Source organism: Limnothrix sp. HT2024, assembly GCF_059138625.1.
This window is the reverse complement of record NZ_CM181121.1, coordinates 3,247,319-3,267,317: the sequence shown is the minus strand read 5'-3', so window position 1 is coordinate 3,267,317 and position 19,999 is coordinate 3,247,319. Positions and strand designations below refer to the sequence as shown.

At 58.1% G+C, this 19,999-nt stretch carries 16 protein-coding genes; 7 read left to right on the top strand and 9 right to left on the bottom strand.

Annotated elements, in window-relative coordinates:
• The first annotated feature begins 162 nt into the window (after positions 1 to 162).
• Positions 163 to 2,286 (top strand): bifunctional arginine dihydrolase/ornithine cyclodeaminase, encoded by a 2,124-nt coding sequence (argZ, locus tag AC2IAX_RS13235; RefSeq protein ID WP_494387895.1) that lies wholly within the window; start codon positions 163 to 165, stop codon positions 2,284 to 2,286.
• Between the two features lie 117 nt (positions 2,287 to 2,403).
• On the opposite strand, the gene AC2IAX_RS13230 is transcribed toward argZ, so the two are convergent.
• Positions 2,404 to 3,726, bottom strand: coding sequence for an O-antigen ligase family protein (locus tag AC2IAX_RS13230; protein WP_494387894.1), 1,323 nt, complete (start codon positions 3,724 to 3,726; stop codon positions 2,404 to 2,406).
• A gap of 16 nt (positions 3,727 to 3,742) precedes the next feature.
• Positions 3,743 to 4,591, bottom strand: coding sequence for a YaaW family protein (locus AC2IAX_RS13225; RefSeq protein ID WP_494387893.1), 849 nt, complete (start codon positions 4,589 to 4,591; stop codon positions 3,743 to 3,745).
• 414 nt (positions 4,592 to 5,005) lie between these two features.
• Between AC2IAX_RS13225 and AC2IAX_RS13220 the strand changes: the two genes are divergently transcribed.
• Entirely contained in the window at positions 5,006 to 6,094 is a 1,089-nt protein-coding gene (locus AC2IAX_RS13220; RefSeq protein WP_494387892.1) for an NAD(P)/FAD-dependent oxidoreductase, read from the top strand.
• An 83-nt stretch (positions 6,095 to 6,177) separates the two neighbouring features.
• On the opposite strand, the gene AC2IAX_RS13215 is transcribed toward AC2IAX_RS13220, so the two are convergent.
• A complete protein-coding gene (locus AC2IAX_RS13215; protein WP_494387891.1) occupies positions 6,178 to 6,366 on the bottom strand; it encodes a hypothetical protein in 189 nt (62 codons plus the stop codon).
• A 166-nt stretch (positions 6,367 to 6,532) separates the two neighbouring features.
• On the opposite strand from AC2IAX_RS13215, the gene AC2IAX_RS13210 reads away from it, so the two are divergent.
• Positions 6,533 to 7,087, top strand: a complete 555-nt coding sequence (locus AC2IAX_RS13210; protein WP_494390386.1) for a DUF2854 domain-containing protein — start codon at positions 6,533 to 6,535, stop codon at positions 7,085 to 7,087.
• Positions 7,088 to 7,123: 36 nt separating this feature from the next.
• Here AC2IAX_RS13210 and AC2IAX_RS13205 read toward each other — a convergent pair whose 3' ends face one another.
• Complete coding sequence (locus AC2IAX_RS13205) at positions 7,124 to 8,185, bottom strand: dipeptide epimerase (RefSeq protein WP_494387890.1); 1,062 nt, start codon at positions 8,183 to 8,185, stop codon at positions 7,124 to 7,126.
• A 280-nt stretch (positions 8,186 to 8,465) separates the two neighbouring features.
• Between AC2IAX_RS13205 and AC2IAX_RS13200 the strand changes: the two genes are divergently transcribed.
• Together AC2IAX_RS13200 and AC2IAX_RS13195 are read left to right on the top strand one after the other, a co-directional pair.
• On the top strand, positions 8,466 to 9,302 hold the full coding sequence (locus AC2IAX_RS13200; protein WP_494387889.1) for a (2Fe-2S) ferredoxin domain-containing protein: 837 nt from the start codon (positions 8,466 to 8,468) through the stop codon (positions 9,300 to 9,302).
• 582 nt (positions 9,303 to 9,884) lie between these two features.
• Positions 9,885 to 10,271: a hypothetical protein gene (locus AC2IAX_RS13195; protein WP_494387888.1), complete on the top strand. Its 387-nt coding sequence runs from the start codon at positions 9,885 to 9,887 to the stop codon at positions 10,269 to 10,271.
• Positions 10,272 to 10,311: 40 nt separating this feature from the next.
• Here AC2IAX_RS13195 and AC2IAX_RS13190 read toward each other — a convergent pair whose 3' ends face one another.
• The gene (locus AC2IAX_RS13190) at positions 10,312 to 10,974 is read right to left on the bottom strand and encodes an alpha/beta hydrolase (protein WP_494387887.1); all 663 of its coding nucleotides are present in this window, start codon (positions 10,972 to 10,974) and stop codon (positions 10,312 to 10,314) included.
• Positions 10,931 to 11,782, bottom strand: coding sequence for a hypothetical protein (locus AC2IAX_RS13185; protein ID WP_494387886.1), 852 nt, complete (start codon positions 11,780 to 11,782; stop codon positions 10,931 to 10,933). The genes AC2IAX_RS13190 and AC2IAX_RS13185 overlap by 44 nt, the downstream gene beginning before the upstream one ends.
• Positions 11,783 to 11,876: 94 nt before the next feature.
• Here AC2IAX_RS13185 and AC2IAX_RS13180 point away from each other — a divergent pair, with 94 nt between their 5' ends.
• Positions 11,877 to 12,983 (top strand): peptidoglycan DD-metalloendopeptidase family protein, encoded by a 1,107-nt coding sequence (locus tag AC2IAX_RS13180; protein ID WP_494387885.1) that lies wholly within the window; start codon positions 11,877 to 11,879, stop codon positions 12,981 to 12,983.
• A gap of 90 nt (positions 12,984 to 13,073) precedes the next feature.
• Positions 13,074 to 13,799 (top strand): triose-phosphate isomerase, encoded by a 726-nt coding sequence (tpiA, locus tag AC2IAX_RS13175; RefSeq protein ID WP_494387884.1) that lies wholly within the window; start codon positions 13,074 to 13,076, stop codon positions 13,797 to 13,799.
• A 194-nt stretch (positions 13,800 to 13,993) separates the two neighbouring features.
• Here tpiA and AC2IAX_RS13170 read toward each other — a convergent pair whose 3' ends face one another.
• From AC2IAX_RS13170 to AC2IAX_RS13160, 3 genes are all read right to left on the bottom strand, one after another.
• Positions 13,994 to 16,966, bottom strand: coding sequence for a C2 family cysteine protease (locus tag AC2IAX_RS13170; protein ID WP_494387883.1), 2,973 nt, complete (start codon positions 16,964 to 16,966; stop codon positions 13,994 to 13,996).
• A 558-nt stretch (positions 16,967 to 17,524) separates the two neighbouring features.
• Positions 17,525 to 18,955: a polysaccharide biosynthesis/export family protein gene (locus tag AC2IAX_RS13165; protein WP_494387882.1), complete on the bottom strand. Its 1,431-nt coding sequence runs from the start codon at positions 18,953 to 18,955 to the stop codon at positions 17,525 to 17,527.
• A 132-nt stretch (positions 18,956 to 19,087) separates the two neighbouring features.
• Positions 19,088 to 19,882: a cyanoexosortase B system-associated protein gene (locus tag AC2IAX_RS13160; protein WP_494387881.1), complete on the bottom strand. Its 795-nt coding sequence runs from the start codon at positions 19,880 to 19,882 to the stop codon at positions 19,088 to 19,090.
• Positions 19,883 to 19,999 lie beyond the last annotated feature (117 nt).

The window sequence follows — 19,999 nt, the reverse complement described above, 5'->3', positions numbered from 1 at the left end:
GACTCTGAAAACTGTCGCCTGTGAACCTTGCGGATCGGGGGCATTTTTTAGAATAACCTCCACAGAACCCGCGCCCCAATCACTCCCGGATCCAGGCTTGGATCGGGGTTTAGACCACGGCTTGTTTGCTCAACCTCGGCCTACACACAACCTGACACTGTTATGACCGCCCAGCTTCGCATTCTGATGTGCTCGCCTGACCACTACGATGTGGATTATGTGATTAATCCCTGGATGGAGGGCAATGTCCACAAGTCCTCGCGCGATCGGGCAGTGGAGCAGTGGCAAAAACTCTACAAAGTGCTCAAGGCCCGGGCGATCGTCGATTTGGTGGAACCGGCCAAAGGTTGGCCCGATATGGTGTTCACCGCCAACGCCGGCCTGGTGCTGGGAGACAAGGCCGTCCTCAGTCGCTTCTATCACAAGGAACGGCAGGGCGAAGAACCCTACTTCAAAGCCTGGTTTGAGCAAAACGGCTTCACGGTTTACGAACTGCCCAAGGATTTGCCCTTTGAAGGGGCTGGCGATGCCCTGTTCGATCGCGAAGGGCGTTGGCTCTGGGCGGGCTATGGCTTCCGCTCCGAATTGGACTCGCATCCCTACCTGGCCCAATGGCTGGATATTGAGGTGTTGTCCCTGCATTTGGTTGATGAGCGGTTCTATCACCTGGATACCTGCTTCTGCCCCCTCGAAGGCGGCTACTTGCTCTACTATCCCGGTGCATTCGATGCCTACTCCAACCAACTGATTGAGCGACGGGTTCCGGCGGCCAAGCGGATTGCGATCGAGGAAGCCGACGCGGTGAACTTTGCCTGCAACTCCGTCAACCTGGGCCAAGTGGTGGTCATGAACAAGGCCAGCAACAGCCTGAAATCAGCCCTGGCGCGGGCCGGGTTTGAGGTGGTGGAAACGCCCCTCACGGAATTCCTGAAAGCGGGCGGCGCGGCCAAATGCCTGACCCTGCGGGTGAATGAGCCGGTGATGGAAGATCGCCATGCGGTGGCCGGCGTTGAAACCCGTGTGATCCAAATGCAAGGGCACTTGCTGGACTCGGGGCTAATTAACCGCGCCCTGGACTTGATTGTGGAAGGGGGCGGCAGCTTCCAAGTGTTGGATTTTCGGTTGGGTGAGCAGCGCCAAAGCACCTCCGCCGCTCGGATCAAGGTTTCCGCGCCATCCCATGAGGTGATGGAAGAGTTGATGGCCCAGTTGATCGATCTGGGGGCCGTGGCTCCGGACGATCGCTCCGAGCGCGACGCGCAGTTGGAACCCATTGAGCTGCCCGGCGTAGCTCCCGATGACTTTTACGTCACCACCATTTACCCCACGGAAGTGCGCGTTCAAGGCCGGTGGATTCGCCTGCAAAATCAACGGATGGACGGGGCGATCGCGATTGCGGGCCTGAACGAAGGGCAACCGGTGGCTCGCTGCAAACTGCTGCGGGATCTGGAGTTGGGTGAATATGTAGTGACCGGCATTGACGGGATCCGCACGGTGCGCAAGGCAGAGGCCCGGGGCGATCGCACGGCCCGCGAATCCCAGGAATTTACCTTCATGGGATCCGGCGTTTCCAGCGAGCGCCGCGTGGAGCTGGTGGTGGAACAAATTGCTTGGGAACTGCGCCAGGTGCGGGAACGGCGCGGCAAAACCGTTGTGGTGGCCGGGCCGGTGGTGATCCACACGGGCGGCGGTGAACACCTTTCGCGGCTGATCCGCGAAGGCTATGTCCATGCATTGCTGGGCGGCAACGCGATCGCCGTTCACGACATGGAACAAGCCCTGATGGGCACTTCCTTGGGGGTGGACATGAAGCAAGGAATCGCCGTGCGCGGCGGCCACCGCCACCACCTGAAGACGATCAACACCATTCGCCGTTGCGGCAACATTGCCAAGGCCGTTGAACAGGGTGTGTTGACCAACGGGATCATGTACGAGTGCGTCAAGCAGGATGTGCCCTTTGTGCTGGCGGGATCCATCCGGGATGATGGCCCCTTGCCGGATACGGTGACGGACATGGTGGAAGCCCAGCAGGCCTACGCCAAGCTGCTGGAAGGGGCAGACACCATCATCATGCTGTCTTCGATGCTCCACTCGATCGGGGTGGGCAACATGACCCCGGCAGGCGTGAAGCTGGTTTGCGTGGACATCAACCCGGCGGTGGTGACCAAACTGGCCGATCGCGGCTCCCTGGAGTCCGTGGGCGTGGTGACCGATGTGGGTCTGTTCCTGAGCCTGCTGATGCGGCAGTTGGATAAGCTGGAAAGCCCCTACGAACTGGCAGTTTAGGCGTTGCAGTTTAGGCGTTGCAGTTTAGGCGTTAGGTATTAGGCGGGCTGGGTTTCGGAGCCATCCACTTTGGCGACCGATCCCAGCCCCTGTCAGTCCATGGCTGCCACAACCGGCCTAGGTCTTGAGCAATCCATGCATTCCCGCCAATAACACCCAGCCCAATAAATTCACCCGCAAATCAAATAGGGTGACATCCAAGAGATGGTAAGCGGCGAGATTGGCGAATCCTAACCCCCAAGCGGCCAAACGGGTTTGGGAGTCCCGATCGCCCCAACGGCCGATCGCCCGGGTGAACTGGGCCATGATCCAGCCACAGAGGCAGATCAGCCCCAAAGCCGCTGGCCAGCCCGTTTCCATGGCCAACATCAGGGCCAAGTTGTGGGGATGGCCCAGCCAATTGCCTGTGGCCCGTTCATACAGTCCCGTGAAGTTGCCCAAACCCCAACCCGTCCAAGGCCGCTGGGCGGCCAAGTTCCAAGCGAAGTCCCACTGACTCCGGCGCAGGGTGGCTTCGGGGCGATCGGGATACAGGGCATCATTCAGCCGGCCCCAAATGGCCTTCGGGACGATCGACCTCAGGGGCCCGGCGGCCGGTTCGGGGCCAAAGGCCGCTCCCAGCACCAAGGCGATCGCCCCGCCCGCCAGGGCCAACAACCAAAACCAACCCACGTATAACCCCGCCGCCAACAGGTCGATCGCGGCCAGGGCCCAACCACTGCGCGAGTCCGTCAGCCCGATCGCCCCCAGCAGCAACAGCACCGATAATCCATTGCCCAGGATCACCCCCCAACCGAGGGCAGCATGGGTCGATCGGTGGGTTTGCGCCCGTCGCCACCGCTCCCCATCCATCACCAACAACCCCAGGGCCAGCACCAGCGCCACCCCAAAGTAGCTGGCGGTTACGTTGGCATATTCAAAAGCCGAAGACAGCCGCCCTGGCGGATTGCCGCCCGCAGCCAAAATCCAGTCAATCACCGGCACGATGCGCACCGGGCCGCGCCATCCCCCAAACAATTGCCCCAACCCCAACCCCACAGCGGGCAGACAACCCCACACGATCGCCTGAGCCAAGGGCCGCAGGTGCGATCGATGGGTGATCAGTTGGCTGAAGGCCCCAAAGGCCCAAAAAAACGGCAAAAAATTCGCCAGCCCCAACGCCGCCCGCTCCAGGTTGGGCGAACCGGGCAAGGACAGCAACATCACCAGGCCGATCGCCCCCCAGGCCCAAACCAGCCGATCGCACCGGATCGCATCCCAGCGTTGCCAGTAGGTGGCAATGATCCCCAACCCGATCGCCACCGCCCCCAAGGCCGGACTCAGGGGCAAAACCAACAGCCCCCACCAAAGCCCCGCCCAAGGCCCCAACAGGGCCGGGTCAATCACAATCGAGCGCGTGGGCCCCAGCCAAACTCGCTCCAGCGCGGCCAACTTCTCCATGGCCTAGGCTCGCTCCCTAGGCAAATCCGTAGGCGATCGCGTCATCGCCGCGCGTCATCCGAATTTGGGCCAGGGCAAACACCGCCGGCACAATCCGCCCGTAGTTGGTGGCGATCGTTCGCCAACCCAAATCTGCAAAAAACCAGCCCCACATCAGGGGCCCCATCACTGCCAACACCGTTTGCGCAGCGCCATAGCGAGCGGCCGTCATCATCATCCCCCGCTGGGCCATCTTGGCCGCCACTTGGGTTTCCAGGGCCGCCGCCGCACCGCCGGAAGCCGCGATCGCCACCTGGGCCGACTGATATCGCACCATGTGGGTCACAAACTGTTGGGCAATTTGCCGCAACACCAGGGGCCGCACCACCGCATCCAGGGCGATCGCGCCGCCCCCTTCCAACAGCAGCCGCACCGGATCGCGCCGCAGGGCTGCGGGAATGGCATCTACACCGGGAATCGTGGCGATCGACCGTTGCAAATCCTTGGTCAGGGCGGCCCGTTGGCGCTTGGGCAATCGCTTCCAGGCCCGATCGAGCAAGTGTAGAAAAACTTCCGCCTCCAGTTCCGTGGCTGTCCAGGTTTCACCGTAGGGCAATCGCAGATGTTGGCAAACCCTGACCAACACATCGCGGTAGGTCACCTCATGGAACCGCCCCCGCAACACCGTTAACCCGTCGGCGGCCAAGTAGCGAAATCGACGGTCGATCGCATCTAACCAAGCATCCCGATCGCGGCTCTGTACCGACAGGGGATCGGGCGTGGCAACGTAGTCCAAGGGGTTAAACTTCCGCGCGAACAGCATCTCCGTCAGTTCGCGTAACTCATCATTAGTTGCTAATTCCAATGCTGCTCGCAGTTCGTCCACAGCCCCCACTCCGCATCATTTTCAGCGTGATTGCCAGCGTTTAAATAGCGTTTGAATCGCCAATGAATGGCTCGCTAATAGCCTGTTTATGGCTTGGTTTCTATGGCTTGGGTGAGTCAGCGCCAATCGTTCCCAAGGGTGTTACACAAGGGCGCAGGAATGACAACTCAACGCCTAAATTTGCTTCGCCTTGGGGTCAGCCCCATTGTACAAAGGGATGGGAAAACGCCCATGACCTTGGCGCAAAATCTCGCTACAATCTTTAGATTTTCTTTGCATTCCGTCTTTGGTATCTGAAGTTCAGTTAACCCTGACAGTTGGCTTGACCGTTTGGCCAGTGATGCTGGGTTGCCCCAAAAATAACGCAAAGTCTCCGTAAAATTCCTGGCCCGATCGCCCCGATATCAAGCCCCTATGACAACGCTCCCCCCGGCTTTAACTCCCTCTAATTCTGTCGTGGTGATTGGCGCAGGTTTGGCGGGACTCACGGCAGCTCACCATCTTCAGGCGGCCGGGCGATCGGTCGTGGTGCTGGAAAAGTCCCGGGGTCTGGGTGGGCGGCTAAATACCCGTCGCCATTTGGACAGTCGGGCCGATCGGGGTGTGCCCTACCTGGAACCCCAGGGGCCCTTAACCGATGCTTGGATTCAGGAACTGCAAAGCACCTGCGACCTGCAACCTTGGCCCCAACCGCTCCATCACCTGACCGCCGAGGGCTTGCAGACCATCCCAGGGGATCAACGCTGGGCCATGCCCACTGGCTTGAGCAGCGCGGCCAAGCAGTTGGCCACTGGGTTAACAATCGCCCGTGGCCACCGGGCCATTGCCCTGACGGCTCCGGCAAACCCGGGACAGCCTTGGACGATTCAGTGTGATTTTCCGGCGGCGATCGAACCGGAGGAACAGCAGGAATTTTGGACTGCTGGGGCGATCGTGCTGGCCATTCCAGCTCCCCAGGCGGCAGACTTGCTGGAGTCGGTGGCTCCCGACTGGGCCAAGCGGGCCCGCCAAGTGACCTTCGATCCCTGCTTCAGCGTCACGGCCGCCTATCCCCCCGATCGGGAATTGCAGTTGCCCGGAGGGAAAGCTTGGCAGGGAATTCGGGCCCAAATTCCCACCGATTGGCGCTGGTTAGCCCGCGAAGACAGCAAGGCCGACGGGATCTGGGCCATGGGGCAACCGGTGTTGCTGTTGCAAAGTTCGGCCGCGGTGGCCGAGCGGCTGTGGGATGTGCCCACCCTGGAGGCCGTGGGGCAAGCGCTGCTCGATCGGGCCGGGGCTGATTTGGGCTTGGATCTGCAACAGCCCGAATGGATTCAGGTACACCGCTGGCGCTACGCGATCGCCCGTAACCCATTGGCTGAGGGGTGCTGGATTGATCCCGATCGGGCCCTGGCGGTGGCGGGGGACTGGTGTGTTGCTCATCCCCCGGGGCAATCCCTGGAAGCGGCCCTGCGATCGGGACTATCCGCCGCCCAAGACCTGCTAGCCCATTGTTTTTAGGGCCTCGCTGGTTTAAGTCCCTGCCGTCGATCGGGGTTTGAATCGATCGCGCCCCCTAGGTTTGGGGAATTAGACCTGGGAAATTAAATCTGGGGAATCGCCTCGCCGGGAAACGCTTCCTCATATTCCGCAATCAAATCATCCAATTCTTCCAAGGCCTGGTTCACATCAATCCGAATCGGGCCCAAATCGGCTCGATCGAGCAGAGACAATAGATAATCCCGTTTGGCCACAATCGATCGCACCTGATCTTTCAGCACTTGCACATCCATGGCAGAGTCATCCTCAGCTTTACTGGGGCGTTCTAAAGGGTTGGGGCAAAAGGTTTCGGGCCGGCTGTCCAGTCCTATTGGTGCGGAGTTGGGGATCGCCCCATCCGCTGGACGAATGGGCCATTCCATCTCAGAATTTACATTAGTTCACGAATGGAACGCGATCGTGTTTGGCAGCCTTCCCCTTGCTCGAATTTTGCTTTATGCCGGTGGAGCCTTAACGGCGATCGCGGCAGTGGCCTACGTCATTGGTAACTCAACCCTGAATCTGATCACCTTTTTTTATGGCGTGCCGGTGCTGTTGGGGGGCTTGGCCCTGAAGGCTGCGGAGTTGAAACCAGCCGCCTACAAAACTCCCACGTCTCCGGCAGTGGTCGCCCTGCGCGATCGCCTGGCCACGCCCACCCAAAACCAAGTCCGCAAGGACGTAACCCGCTATCGTTACGGCGAAGAGGCCCATCTTTCCTTGGCGTTGGAGCGTTTGGGCTTGGCCCCCACGGATCCTGAACGGCCCAAGTTGGTCAGTGTGGAAGAAGTGGATTTGCAGGGAGATTATGGGCTGATCTTGGAGTTTGAATCTCCAAAAATGCCCTTTGAAACCTGGCAGACCAAGCGAGACAAGATTGAGCGCTTCTTTGGCCCCAACTTGCGAGCAGAGGTGGCCCAAGGCGAGGGTGCGATCGTGATTGTGTCGTTGATTTCACCAGCCCCAACGGCCTAGATCTCCCCACGGGCCTCGATCGGGGGCTGCTGCTGCCTAAGGTTCTTCAATGGCGGGTTGATCGCGCCGTTGCACCCCTAACCCTGGCTCGATCGGGGGCAACAATCGACCACCGGGCGCGATCGCCGCGCCCACAAAGGGATCGTCCATCAAGTTCAGATGACTATCCAAGTCCAAGTAGTCGGCCCAGGGGCCCAAATGCAGGGCGGCGGTGTTGGCCAAGGCACTGTCGGAATAGCAGCCAAACATCACTTGCAAGCCACAGGCCCGCGCCGTGGCCATCAGCCCTTTGGCCGCCGTCAGTCCGCCGGATTTCATCAGCTTGATGTTAATGCCGTGGATGTGGGGCGCAAGCTGCGGAATATCTCGCTCATCAAAACAGCTTTCATCCACAAAAATCGGCAGGGGCGATCGCGCCTTCAGTTCCGCGAGTTGGGTTTCTTGGCCCACCGGCAAGGGCTGTTCCAGATACACCACGCCCCGATCGGCCAACCAGCGGGCCATTTCGATCGCCCCGGCCAAGTCCCAGCCCCCATTGGCATCCACCAAAATCTTGGCCGCTGGTGCTTCCGCCAACACGGCCTCCACCAGGGCCCGATCGGCCGCCAACCCCTCAGGGCTACCGAGCTTCAGCTTCAGCCAAGGGGTTGCAATCACCGATCGCCACTGTTGAACCCGCTCCCGGGCCGCGGAGGGAGAGCCAATCCCGATCGTTACGGAAATGGGCGGAATCCGTTCCCGATCGCCCCCCCACAGTTGCCACAGGGGCAACCCCGATCGCTTGCCCACCCAGTCCCACAGGGCCAGATCGATCGCCGCCCGGGCCGCCGAAGGCAGTGAGCGCACCCGATCGGCAATTTGCTGGCGATCGAGCGGGTGGCAGCCGGCCAGTTTTGGCCCAATCGACTCCAGAGCTTTGGCCAAGGCCTCAGTGGTTTGGGCGTGGGCCCCATGCACCACCGGGGAAGCCTCGCCCCACCCTTCGTAGCCCTCTGCAAAGATCCGCAGCCAGAGATTGGTGTTGCCGTGGTTGGTGCCGCGACTGATGGTGAGGGGCGATCGCTTGGTGACCGTGAAACGTTCGACGCAAATTTGCATTGCGAGGGAATAGGGTAATAAATGGCTAGGGGGCGACCCATATCCGATCGCCCCATTAATCAAACGTTAATCCGCCATTAACCCATCCAACTGTGCTCAGGCAACCTCTTGCAAACTCTTTCAATCGCCCTGATGCAAGTGTGCCAAGATCCCCTAAACTCTAATTGAGTAGTTTTCTCAATAAATCAAGCCTGATGGGCTGAAGCGGGGGTGGCGATCGACGTGCCCCCTTTGTTTAGCCTCCCTTATTGCAAATCTTTCTGGATAGTTGGAGGACTTCGTGAAGCCGTTTTCGTTCGATCGCCCCTTGCATAACGCCCATAATCCTTTCAACCCCGCCACGCCCCCTCGGCTTGGGCTGCAATCGGTCTTTTATCCCTTTAAAAAACGCCAATTTTTCCAACTGAGCGGTCGCATTTGTGCCACCCACACGGACAAGGCCGGCCGCTGCAAGGCGCTTCAACTCGAAACCGACGGACGCATCGAACAGATCAAGCTGGCCAAGCCGTTGCGATCGCGCCTGGGCCACACCTTGCATGTGGGCAGTTGGGTTTCCCTGGCGGGCACGGCCAAATGTCATCCCCACAAAGGGTGGGTGAAGTTCAAGGCCAAGGCGCTCACGGGATCTTCGGTGCAACCCATGGAACCCATGGGGCGATCGCCCTTCAGTCGTTCGGCCAATTTGCCCTGGACTCGGCAACCGGCAGCGCCCCCAACGCGCCCCGCTGCGGCTCCCATGCCCCAACGGGCCCCCTTCGCGCCGCCCGCACAGTCCACCTCACCCGATCGGTCATTTGCGCGCCCAACCGATCGCTCAACCGATTGCTCAACCGATCGCCCCACCACGGGCCCTTCCAACCGCCCCGTTGGCAGAATTCTGATTTGTCAAAAGTCCAGTTGTCGGAAGCGGGGCAGCGATGGCGTTTGCCGGGCCATTAACCAGGCGTTGGCCGATCGGGGACTGAGCGATCGGGTCAAGGTACAAACCACGGGCTGTCTCAAGGAATGTAGCCGCGGCCCGGCGGTGGTGACCCTTCCGGACAAAACCCGCCACACCCGGATCTCGCCCGATCGGATCCCCGAGCTGATTGAAACCCACTTCGGGCAACTGTCTTAGGGTTTGTCCTCCAATTCCTCAAACCCTGATGCCACCGTTAGCCGATCGGGGAGAACAAGGGGCTGAAGGCTTGTCGCTAAATAGTCCACAACCCTAATGCCACCGTTAGCCGATCGGGGGGGACAAGGGGCTGAAGGTTTGTCGCTAAATAGTCCACAACCCTGATGCCACCGTTAGCCGATCGGGGGGGGACAAGGGGCTTCAGCCCCTTGTTACGACGATTGGGGCATAGAAAATTAACCATTTCTGCTGGATTCCAGGAACAAGCGACAGGCTCTAGGGTCTGTCGTTTTCTTTCTGAAACCCTGATGTTTGCGTCGCGAGACCTGGAAAAACGGAGGCATTGCCGAGAGAACTCGCATTTTGGTAACTAACCAATGCAAAGTTCTACAGTCTGTTAAAAATTGCGAGCGATCGGTCACAACTCCTTTCCATCTCAGGATTTCACCGATATTCTGGGGTTCAGAAGCGGTAGATAAAAATCGAGTTGGATCTTCTCGGCGGGGGTGTGTAACATCTCTGCCGATTGTTTTTCTCAGTTCCTCAACCGTTCTTGATCCGTTTCTCAAGGTTTTCCAACTTATGAAGCAGTCGATGATGTCTCTGCCGGCGATCGCCTTGGCCATTGGACTCGGTTTGGCAGTTCCAGTGATTGAAAGCGCGATCACTCCGTCGGTGGTTTTGGCCCAAAGCTTGCCCACCGGCACATTTTCCGATGGGGAATGGACGGTGCGCCTTGCTTACCAAGGCAACGCTCTTACCTATTACGGCCGCAATGAAAATAGCGGGGATTCATTGTTTTTGAGCGGGGCTTCCGTGGGCGGCAATGCCAGCCGCCGCACCTACACCTGGAACAATAGCGGCCATCGCTATCGAGTGAGCTGGCAACCGTCGGATCCGGACACGATTCGGGTGGAAGTGTTTTCGCCCAATGGTCGCAACATTCTGAATCGACTGCTGTATCGCTAGGGTTGCAAGACCTGGGAATGATCGCCAGAGTGATGCCCTCTCAAAACAACAGGCGCGATCGCAGTCGGTCTCCCCATTGATTGAGCTGCTCTAGCCACTGACCACCCCGATCGCGCCATTGTTGCCAAGTTTCCGCTAAATTCACCAGTCGATCGACCCGCAGATCCACATTTTGGGTCGGGTACTTTTGCAGTAACTCCAACAGGGAAACTTGACCGTCATTCTCCGCTGCGGCCATCAGGGCCCGGCGGAGATTTTGATGGTTGTCGGTGCGTTTGGGCCCCTGCAACACTTGGCTCAACTGCTCCAACAGGATTGCGCCCTGGGAACTGGCCAGGGCCCGATCGAGCAACCCAGCAGGCATGGTCACCCGTTGGGTCAAAATTTGGCGCACCCGATCGGGTCGTTGCTGGCTCAGGATCAAATAGGTTTCCAAATCATCCGAGAGTTCTCCCCGATCGGCCCAAGTCACCAAATCGGTGACCGGCAAGGCTCCCCCCAAAGGGCCGTAGCGCAGGGTGATGGTTTCCGCCGCGATCGCGGGGCCAGTCCCGGCTCCCCAGGCGATCGCGAGGCTGGAGATCGAACCGGTCATCCAACGGGCCAGGGCGCGATCGGGTAGCCGGGCGTGATGAATGGAATCAAGGCGAGCTGCTCGCTTAGGTCGATCGAGACAGGGGCGATCGGGAAGAAAGGTCGGCACTGGAATTGGAATTGGATGAAGAAGGGTCGCGGGAAGAGTTGGGGAACGCGGGCAATTCATGAACCGACTCAGCGGGAGGATTCAGGGGCGGAGCCGGAGCCACCCGCTGGGCCGGACGGGGCAAATCATCACGCCAAGGGCCCAGCAGTTGCACCGAAACCCAGGCATAGCCCGCATAGGCCGGAATGGTGACCGCCGCGAGCAGGGCGGCAATTCCCCAACCCCAATTGCGGAAGCCGGGCCCTTGGTATTGGGTGCGATAGGGATCAAAGGGCAGAGCTGATAAGTCCAGTTCGTCGCGCAAGTGCAGCGGCCGGCGAAATCGCACCCGGCGATCATCAAACTTTTCCAACAAAATCCAACCGGCCAGGGCTTCTTCGCGACAAAGTTGGGCAAAGGTGACAGGATTGGCAAAGAGGGGGCGCTTGGCGCGCACAATTTTGTATTCCCACTCGATCGCCTGGCGCTCCGAAGGCGCGGTGTCCAGGGGGGGTAAGGCGGCCACGGCCGGATCGATCGGGCGGTGCAAACTCCGCAAAAACTCAACGCAATCGATTAAGTCGGGCTGTGGTGCGAGGTCGCATTGTCCGGCGCTGGGGTCTGCTGCCCGTAGCACCGATGTGAAGTCTTGGGGCGATCGGCTGGCGGGGGAACGGGGCATCCGGCGCGTGGGCCACAAGGGCACCTCACGGGAATCGGTATCGTAATCATCGCGATCGTAATCATCGCGGTAATGATCAAAACCTTCTTCGCGAGCTTCATCCGCCGAGGGAAAGCCGGAAGGATCGGGGCCGGATTGCACCGTCATTGCTGCTGAAGCCTGTTGGAATGCGTATGGTGGAATGCGTATGGTGAAATGCGTACCGTGGAAGATGTATCCGCTTTGGGCATTGGGTGGCGAGATGGGCCTCATTGTATCTGAGATATTTGCGTTGGTCGGTGGTGGGCTGGGCCAGACCCGGAGCCAGGAAACGGGTGATCGATCGACCCTTCAGCGATCGATCATTCAGGGGCGATCGGGCCCTTGGCGCTGGTTGCTTTGGGGGGCGATCGCCCTGGGGCCCGTTCTGATGCCCATCACCCATGCCCAAGCCGCTGAACCACCCACCCCCGAGGGCCACAGCAACCCCTGCGGCCCAGCGGTGCTCGATCGACTGGTTCGCCATCGGTTGGCCGCCGGAGAAACCGTCGAAAGCCTCGCCAGTCGCTATAACCTGCTGCCCAGCACCCTGCTGGCCCTGAATCCCAACCTGCGGGGCGGCCAACTGCCCAAACCCGGCACGGAAATTTTGATTGCTCCCATTAACGGAATTCGGGTGGAAACCCAACCGGGCGATAATTGGCAATCGATCGCCCAGCAATACCGCGTTCGGGCCGACTCCCTGTTTACGGTCAATGGTTGCCAGACCCAACCGGGTCGATCGGTCTTTGTGCCCGGTGTGCTTTGGTCCCCGATCGACCCTGGAGTCGGCGCGCCCCCCAGCGCCAGCGACCCGGACAACGACCTGCTGCGCTATCCCCTGTCGGAAATTAGCCGCCCCCTAACGGACTTTGGCTGGCAAGTGGGGCCCACCGGAGCCGCCGTCTTTAACAGTTACATCACCCTCGAAGCCCGACCCAGCGCCGTCGTCCTGGCCGTTGGGCCCGGAACCGTCGCCTTTGTGGGCCCCAACTCCGGCTATCCAGGGCAACTGGTGGTGGTCAACCATCAGGGCGGCCGCCAAACCCGCTATGCCAACCTGGGGGCCACCTCTGTCCAGCGCGGGCAACGGGTCAACGCGGGCAGTCGCCTGGGCACGATCCCCAGCCGCCCCGCCAACGGCCGCAGCCGTGGCCTGTGGTTTGAAGTTCGCTACAACTCCTCCGTGGGCTGGGTGGCGCAAAATCCTGGCCCCTATCTGCAACGGATGGAACCGGCGCGATCGACCCCGCCCAACCCCACCGCCCCCACTGGCAACCGACCCAGCCCGCGCCCAAGTCCGCCCCGTAACGGTTCCAGCAATCGATGACGGTTGGTCTTCGCTTCTGAATTGACCGCGATCGCCCGACCCGATAAGGTTCTAGGAGGAAATTTCTAGCGCAATAGGCAACCCCGAACCTTGGCTAAGACCGTCATTGCAGGCAACTGGAAAATGTATAAAACCCAGGCCGAAACCCTGGAGTTTTTGAAGCCCTTCGTTGAGCAAATCGCCGAAACCCCGGACGATCGCGAAATTGTGCTGTGCGTTCCCTTCACGGATCTCAGCGTGCTGTCCAATGCTCTTCACGGCAGCCGCATCCGCATCGGCGCGCAAAACGTCCATTGGGAAGCCAACGGAGCCTACACCGGCGAAATTTCGGCTGAAATGCTGACCGAACTGGGTGTTCGCTACGTGGTGGTGGGCCACAGCGAACGGCGGCAATATTTTGGTGAAACCGACGAAACCGTCAACCGCCGATTGAAGGCGGCCCAAGCGGCCGGTTTGATCCCGATTTTGTGTGTGGGCGAAACCAAACAACAGCGCGACGCAGGCGAAACCCAAACCCACATTGCCCAACAATTGAAGGCGGGGTTGGTGGGCGTGAACCTGAGCAGTTTGGTGATTGCCTATGAACCCATTTGGGCGATCGGCACCGGGGACACCTGCGAATCCAAAGAGGCCAACCGAGTGATTGGCTGGATTCGCGATCAACTCAATGGTGAAGACTTGCCGATTCAATACGGCGGTTCCGTCAAGCCCGAGTTGATTGATGAAATCATGGCTCAACCGGAAATTAACGGTGTGTTGGTTGGTGGCGCGAGCCTTGACCCGATCGGCTTTGCTCGGATTGTGAACTATCAATAATTGCCATCGTTATTGTCACAATCTGCTCCATTGCTTTTCCCTGTTTCTCTCATCAACTGCTAACCAATAGGCAGGCGATCGGGTCGGAATATCCGCTCGATCGCCTGCCTTGAGTATGGGAATTTTGTAGTCGCCTCGGGTAGCGATGAGACACGGGCAGTCTTCCCACCCACTACCTCAGATCGACCATAACGCTACAGCACAGCAAAGTCTTCAATTTCAGACAGAAACTGCTCATAGGTCAAGCGGACAAAACCATCCTCACGCGGTTCAGTAGTTGCTTTTTCAGATGCATTGCCACTCACCCCTGCCGTACCGCCATTATCCTGACCATGAGGGTTATAAAGCACCACGTACTGCTGACCACCCTCTTCAAAGGCATCTGTCACCGTATAGGCATGAGTACCGTACAGGAGTGAAGCCTTTTTGGGAGTTGAGGCGGTGGTGAACCGGCCAGATGCCAAGGCATCCCGAATGATACTGAAGGAGTAAGCCGGATATCCACGATCATCATTAGCATCGTTGGTGTATCGCTGGGCCTTGCCACCCAAAATCTGACCTTGAGCCGCAGCCTCCGAGCCACCATTGCCCATCTTGTTGTAGCTACCCAGCCATTGTGCGTAGGCACGCTCCATCACAACTGGCCAAAGCACATTGTTGGGATCATTCGGATTCTGGGTTCTAGTGGATCCAGCAATCTTGCCCTCAGCAGTGATGAAAGACTGGTTGACCGTCACGTATTCTGCCCGGCCCGTATCACTGTTGAAGAACCGCACGGTGTAGGTTCTGTCACCATTATCGGTGATGGCATTCAAAATAGCCTGTGAAGTAACGGTTCCCCGGAAGGGTTCTTCCGCCGATGAAGGGCCAAGGGGTTGACGGCCAAATGTTGATCCCAAAGCTGCGATGTAGTAGCAATTGCCAAACGGTTCCTGAGCCAGATCCCCAATCACAGGTTGACCTTTTGCACCGTAGAGAGTTCCTTGGACACCTTGATACGTAAAGGTTTTAGTATCTGGCTCATCATCATCCTTGAAGATGGCAGCAGGGCCGAAAGCACCACGGAACCATGTACCCACAACCTTGTTGAATTCCTCACTATCCAACAGGGTTGTAGAGGCAGACACTTGAGCTGCGACTTTACCAGCTAGATAGAGGGTAGGTTCGGACACGCTAAACGCATCGGTTTTTCGAGCCAACACGGACAAGTCAACCTCTTCGTTATTGTCGATCGTGCCGTCACTGGCCATCGTTTCATAGATCGCTAGGTAGTCGTTGCGATCAAGCTGTTCATCACTGGCTAACTGTTCAACCTGTGCTCGAACAGGCGCACTCTTGATAGCGCCTAAGTAGGTAGGCAAGCTGGGGCGTACGCGCGGTTCGTTGAGCCGCCCGGGCGTTGCGGCCAAGGTGAAGCTACCGGTTTGATCTTCAAGCGAACTGCTGGCCCGCACGATGTAGTTCTTACCGGCCGTTGGAGTAAAGGTCAGTTGTGCATTGGTATTACTCGGGAAGCTGATGTCATCATTATCAGCAATGACCAACCCGGAAGAGGCATCTACCACTTCAAGGTAAGCATCAAAGGCACTGGAGGTGAGATTGAGCTGCACCGCTTGACCAGGTGTGAGACCACCCAGACTGTAATCGGCACGATAGAAACCGACTGCTTTAATCGATCCAGTGCTCAGAGCACCGCCAATACTTTGACCCAAGGAGATCGAACCGCTGACGGTATTCGATCCGGTGACGTTGACGCTAAAATCACCCGTGGCCGCCGCTGCGCTGGCAAAGCTGGTAACGCGAACAGTGTAGTCAGTGTCAGCTTTGGCCGTAAAGGAGATCGCTGCATTTTTGGTACTAGGGCTGCTGTTATCGTTTTCAGCAACCACTTGACCCGTTGCCTCATCAATAATTTGAACTGCCGCATCAAAAGTGCCTTGACCTGTCACCGCCACATTGACTTGTTGATTACCAACCACATCAAGCAGCAAGAAGTCCTGGCTTCTAGCTCCACCAGCACGGGTTGGATTAAGAGGGCTAGTGGAGGTGATAGAACCGGAAAGGCTCTGGCCAGGGGCGATGGTTTCGATTGTCTCTGAGCCAGTGGAACTGCTGCCTATAGCCTCCAAACTCAGGCTATAGCTGGTGTTGTTAGTGGAGGTGACACGTGCAAAGTAGGTTCCAGCCGCCTGTTGTGGGAAATAAATTTCACCGGTTTGCCCTGCGGTGGCAGTGGCTGTTTGCAGCATCTCGCCAGCATCAAGCCGATTATTGTTGTTGAGGTCGCGAAACAGCTCTACCGTCGCGGGTGCACTGGTTTTGTCGAGGAATAGTCCGAGTTCGCGGTTACTGCCGAGTGAGAATTGATAGAGATCATTCTTATTGGAAGTTAGAGTCCCGGTGCGATCCTCAACACCACTCAGGGATCCAATCTTGGTGGCATTGCCCAGGGATAGCCCGATCGCGCTAGCCGGAGTCGCTACTGCTTTTTGCTGGAGAGCCAAATTAAAGTTTGTGTTCCCCTCAAACTGATACACGTCCAGAAAATACTGGCCGGGGAACAGATTCAGCGTCAGGGATTCAGCAGCAGTGCCTTCGTTTTCCGAGAAGATCAATTCTTCTTCTGGTTCAAACAGGCGGTTTTTGTTTAAGTCTTGCCACAGGGACAGATCTGAATCGGCACTCAGGCCACTCAATGTGGCCGAGAGGGTTGAGGTTTCACGAATGCCCAGCTCATAGCTGACAATCGGTTGATCATCGTTGATGCGACCGGACAAGGTACGCGTTCCCGTCAAGGGGTCAAGGCTGGTGGTAGGCACCTCCACGATCGGCTGCGGTTGAATGCTCTTGTAACCAAACCGAGCCAGGGCCGCCGCCAGCAATTCTTCGTAGCGTTTGTTGTCTCGCCTGATGCGCTCGCTCGATTCGCCTGTCAGGGGATCTACACCCTCTGGAAGTGTTGCACTGCCTCCCTCTGGGAGCAAGGTTGTGGAGTTCACGAACCAATCGCTAGAAATGCCGCCTAAAAAGCTCCCAACCTGATTGACACCCAAAAACTTTAGGGTATCTGCCAATGTGCCATTAGGAACAATTGCACCCTGATTTCCACTGAGTGCTTCGGTCGATCGTTGCGTTGCATCGATCGATCCAAAAAGATCGCTATTCATAAACTATGCTAAGCCCCAAAAGAGTACTGGAGAGATTAAGCCAGTGACTTTAGCTGCGGCAACGATTATTCCAACCGATCGTGCAAAAAATCACTAACGTCTCCGTGCCAGATTTAGCCGCTCATGCTAACAGCCCATCATCTGGAATGGGTTTAGTGTTACAAGAGTGTTACGCCCAAAATCGCCTAAATTAACCGAAAACAGTTCCTGAGTCCATATTCAGGCGATTTTCAGGCTGAAGACTTATTCATCAATCAGACTGAAATTAGATCAGGAGTAAGTTAAGTTTCATTAATTAGCCAATGAATTGTCATCAATCAAGAATCAAATGATCAAATTTTTAATTGGATAATTGCCAATAAAATTAGATCACAAACTTCATTGAAAATTCGATGATCAATCTGGCAGTTGAATTGTCAATACATTTGCCAAATCGTCAATCAATTTTTAATCAAATCAATGAATGATTGAGCTAATCACTTGTCAAGTCAGATTTATTTGAAAATCATCTCGATTTTTCAGTACCTCACTGCCACTTCATCTCCATCTACTTGTTGGCTAATTATTATTGCTACTGCTACCTTCTTCTTCCGTTGTCGCAGGGCTTCCAAACGTACCGCCGGGGCCAAAAAGGGACGTGGCCGCCTCATCCAGTTGTTGGAAAAAGAGCAGGAACCCTAAGACATCTCGGAACGGCTGGGTCACGGTGTTCAAGGCATAGGTAACACGAGCGATGAGATTGCGATTCACAACCACCACGTCGTTATCGCGCAGGGGAGGATTATTCGCTGGATCGCCCATAAACGCAGCTTTGCCATCCAGAATTCGGGTGACCGGTTTGCCCTGTTCTGGATCAAAACGAATGAGGGCAATTCGCCGGAGCCGGGCGGTATCCAATGACACGCCATTGAGCGCATCAATGAAGGTGCTGCCGTTGGGCAGGGTGAGGGTGACCAGGCCACCGCGACCGGCATAGTTCACCATCCGAATCCGAATGGCGGCACGGGCTACGTTGCTGCGGGCCATCAGGTCTGCGTCATAGCCCGGATCAATGCCGGATTCGCGCCGAGGTACCACGATCGCATCGCCATCTTGCAGATAAATCCGGGGTTCCGGGGCCCCTTCCACAAGCAGCGAGAGCAGGTTCACGTTTTTCTCGATCGTGGAGCCGTCGGGCAGTTGGCGACGAACTTTGATGGCCCGTAGGTCGGCCCAGTCGGTGGCTCCGCCGGAGGCCACCAGGGCGGTCACGACCGTATCAAAGGGACTCACTCGATAGAATCCGGGTTTGACCACTTCGCCGGTGACCACAATGTCAGGGTTCACGGGGGTGAGCACACCGACGGTGACGATCGGGTTAACGAGATAGCGTTCGTACCCCTGTTGCAGAAACTTTTGCAGTTCGGCGGTGGTTAGCCCTTCCGCATTGACGATTCCCAGTAGGGGGACGGAAATCTGCCCCTGAACATTGACGATGGTGGAGGTGTTGAGTTCGGGGAAGCCTTGCACCTGAACGGCGATCGTGTCGTAGGACGAGAGACGATAGACCCGCCACTCCGGGGGCGGTGCGGTTAAGGATTCGGGCCAGTCGGGAATGGGTTGCCCCGGTTGCAAGGGTGGCACGGGGGCGGCGTTGGGGTCGGAGGGTTGAGCCAGGGCCGGGCCGGGGGCCGGCTGGGCTGGAGTTGTTGGGGTGGCGGGAGGCCGGTTGGGTTGGGGAGCCGCTTGGATCGATCGAATTTGGGGGCGATCGGGGCCCGATCGGGGAATGTCCGGAAACACGACTTCAGCGGTGGATTCGGCGGCGGACGGATCGGGATTGCGATCGAGCGGATTGGCGGGCTGATGGGCAGGTCGATCTAAACCTGAGCCATTCGCTCCCTGGCGAGGCGTTTGGGCCAAGACGGCGATCGCCTGACTACTGAGCAGGACGATCGGTAAACAACGGCTGAGGGCCAAGGTCAGGGCGGGCAGGGAGGAACGGGCCATAGGACAGAAAAAGGCAGCAACGGCAGAATCAGCGGACTCTAAAGAATCCAATCAGCAGCATCCAAGTCGCGAAGAGCAGTAATGCAATCCCCATTGAGCGATTCAGCCATTAGCGATCATTCACGATCGGCGCTAGCGATCGACCTTGGGTGGGGCGGGTTTCAGCGGCCCCGTCAACAGGACTTGCTGCACCTGTTGCGCCAAATCGGTTAAGCGGGCTTGATAGTTTTGATCCCACTCATCCAAGGGCTTATCCGTAGGCAACAGCAAACTAACCGCAACCCAAGGGGTGTGGCCCTGTTGCCATTGGGCCAGTTGATCACGCCAAAACCATTGGCTGGGGGCCGGGTCGCCCCCTTGGGGCCAGGCATACCAAGACAACAGGAAATAGGTTTGATGCTGACTGGTCCAAAGCCGCACCAGCCGAGCCCGGAAGGGGGGCAGGCCCGCCGGGGTCAGGGTCAAGGTCTGTTCTGAGTCTGTTTGCAGGCCGTCGCCCAACCAGTTGCCGGAGTCGAGGGCTGTCCATTCCACTTGGGGCCGATCGCGCCCGCGCTTCATGGGCATCAGCAGCAACACGGCGCGATCGCGTTGGGCTGCGGCGTTGGGGGTTGCGCCCGAGCCTTGGGGCCGCACCCGCTCGATCGGCTGCCAAAGCCACTGTTCACCACCCAAACTGCGCTGGCTGATCTGCTGGGTTTGCCAACCGGGAATGGCTAAGCCCTGTTTGGGTAATTGCCGCAGGGTTTTCAGTTGGCTGGGGTTGCCGGCCCGTTGCCAGCGCCAGGCCCCGCCCGCCACATAACCCGGCAAGGATCCCAGGGCGATCGCCCCCAACAGGCCCAGGGCCAGCAGCTTAGAGCGGTGGCGGCCCCAGAAAGTTTGAGTGGGGGTGGGTTGCGAGTCCGAAGCGGAAGAGTCGGTCATGGGAAAAAGCAGCGGCGGGCAAGGACAGGCTCAAGAGCAAAAATCAAACTAAGGCAATCAAACTAAAACCCAAGCTGAAACCAAAGCAAAGCTCAAAACACCAACGACAACACAAAC

Coding starts and splice junctions, on each gene's coding strand:
- argZ (WP_494387895.1), top strand. CDS start 163: ATGACCGCCCAGCTTCGCATTCTGATGTGCTCGCCTGACCACTACGAT.
- AC2IAX_RS13230 (WP_494387894.1), bottom strand. CDS start 3,726: ATGGAGAAGTTGGCCGCGCTGGAGCGAGTTTGGCTGGGGCCCACGCGC.
- AC2IAX_RS13220 (WP_494387892.1), top strand. CDS start 5,006: ATGACAACGCTCCCCCCGGCTTTAACTCCCTCTAATTCTGTCGTGGTG.
- AC2IAX_RS13215 (WP_494387891.1), bottom strand. CDS start 6,366: ATGGATGTGCAAGTGCTGAAAGATCAGGTGCGATCGATTGTGGCCAAA.
- AC2IAX_RS13205 (WP_494387890.1), bottom strand. CDS start 8,185: ATGCAAATTTGCGTCGAACGTTTCACGGTCACCAAGCGATCGCCCCTC.
- AC2IAX_RS13195 (WP_494387888.1), top strand. CDS start 9,885: ATGAAGCAGTCGATGATGTCTCTGCCGGCGATCGCCTTGGCCATTGGA.
- AC2IAX_RS13185 (WP_494387886.1), bottom strand. CDS start 11,782: ATGACGGTGCAATCCGGCCCCGATCCTTCCGGCTTTCCCTCGGCGGAT.
- AC2IAX_RS13180 (WP_494387885.1), top strand. CDS start 11,877: ATGGGCCTCATTGTATCTGAGATATTTGCGTTGGTCGGTGGTGGGCTG.
- AC2IAX_RS13170 (WP_494387883.1), bottom strand. CDS start 16,966: ATGAATAGCGATCTTTTTGGATCGATCGATGCAACGCAACGATCGACC.
- AC2IAX_RS13165 (WP_494387882.1), bottom strand. CDS start 18,955: ATGGCCCGTTCCTCCCTGCCCGCCCTGACCTTGGCCCTCAGCCGTTGT.
- AC2IAX_RS13160 (WP_494387881.1), bottom strand. CDS start 19,882: ATGACCGACTCTTCCGCTTCGGACTCGCAACCCACCCCCACTCAAACT.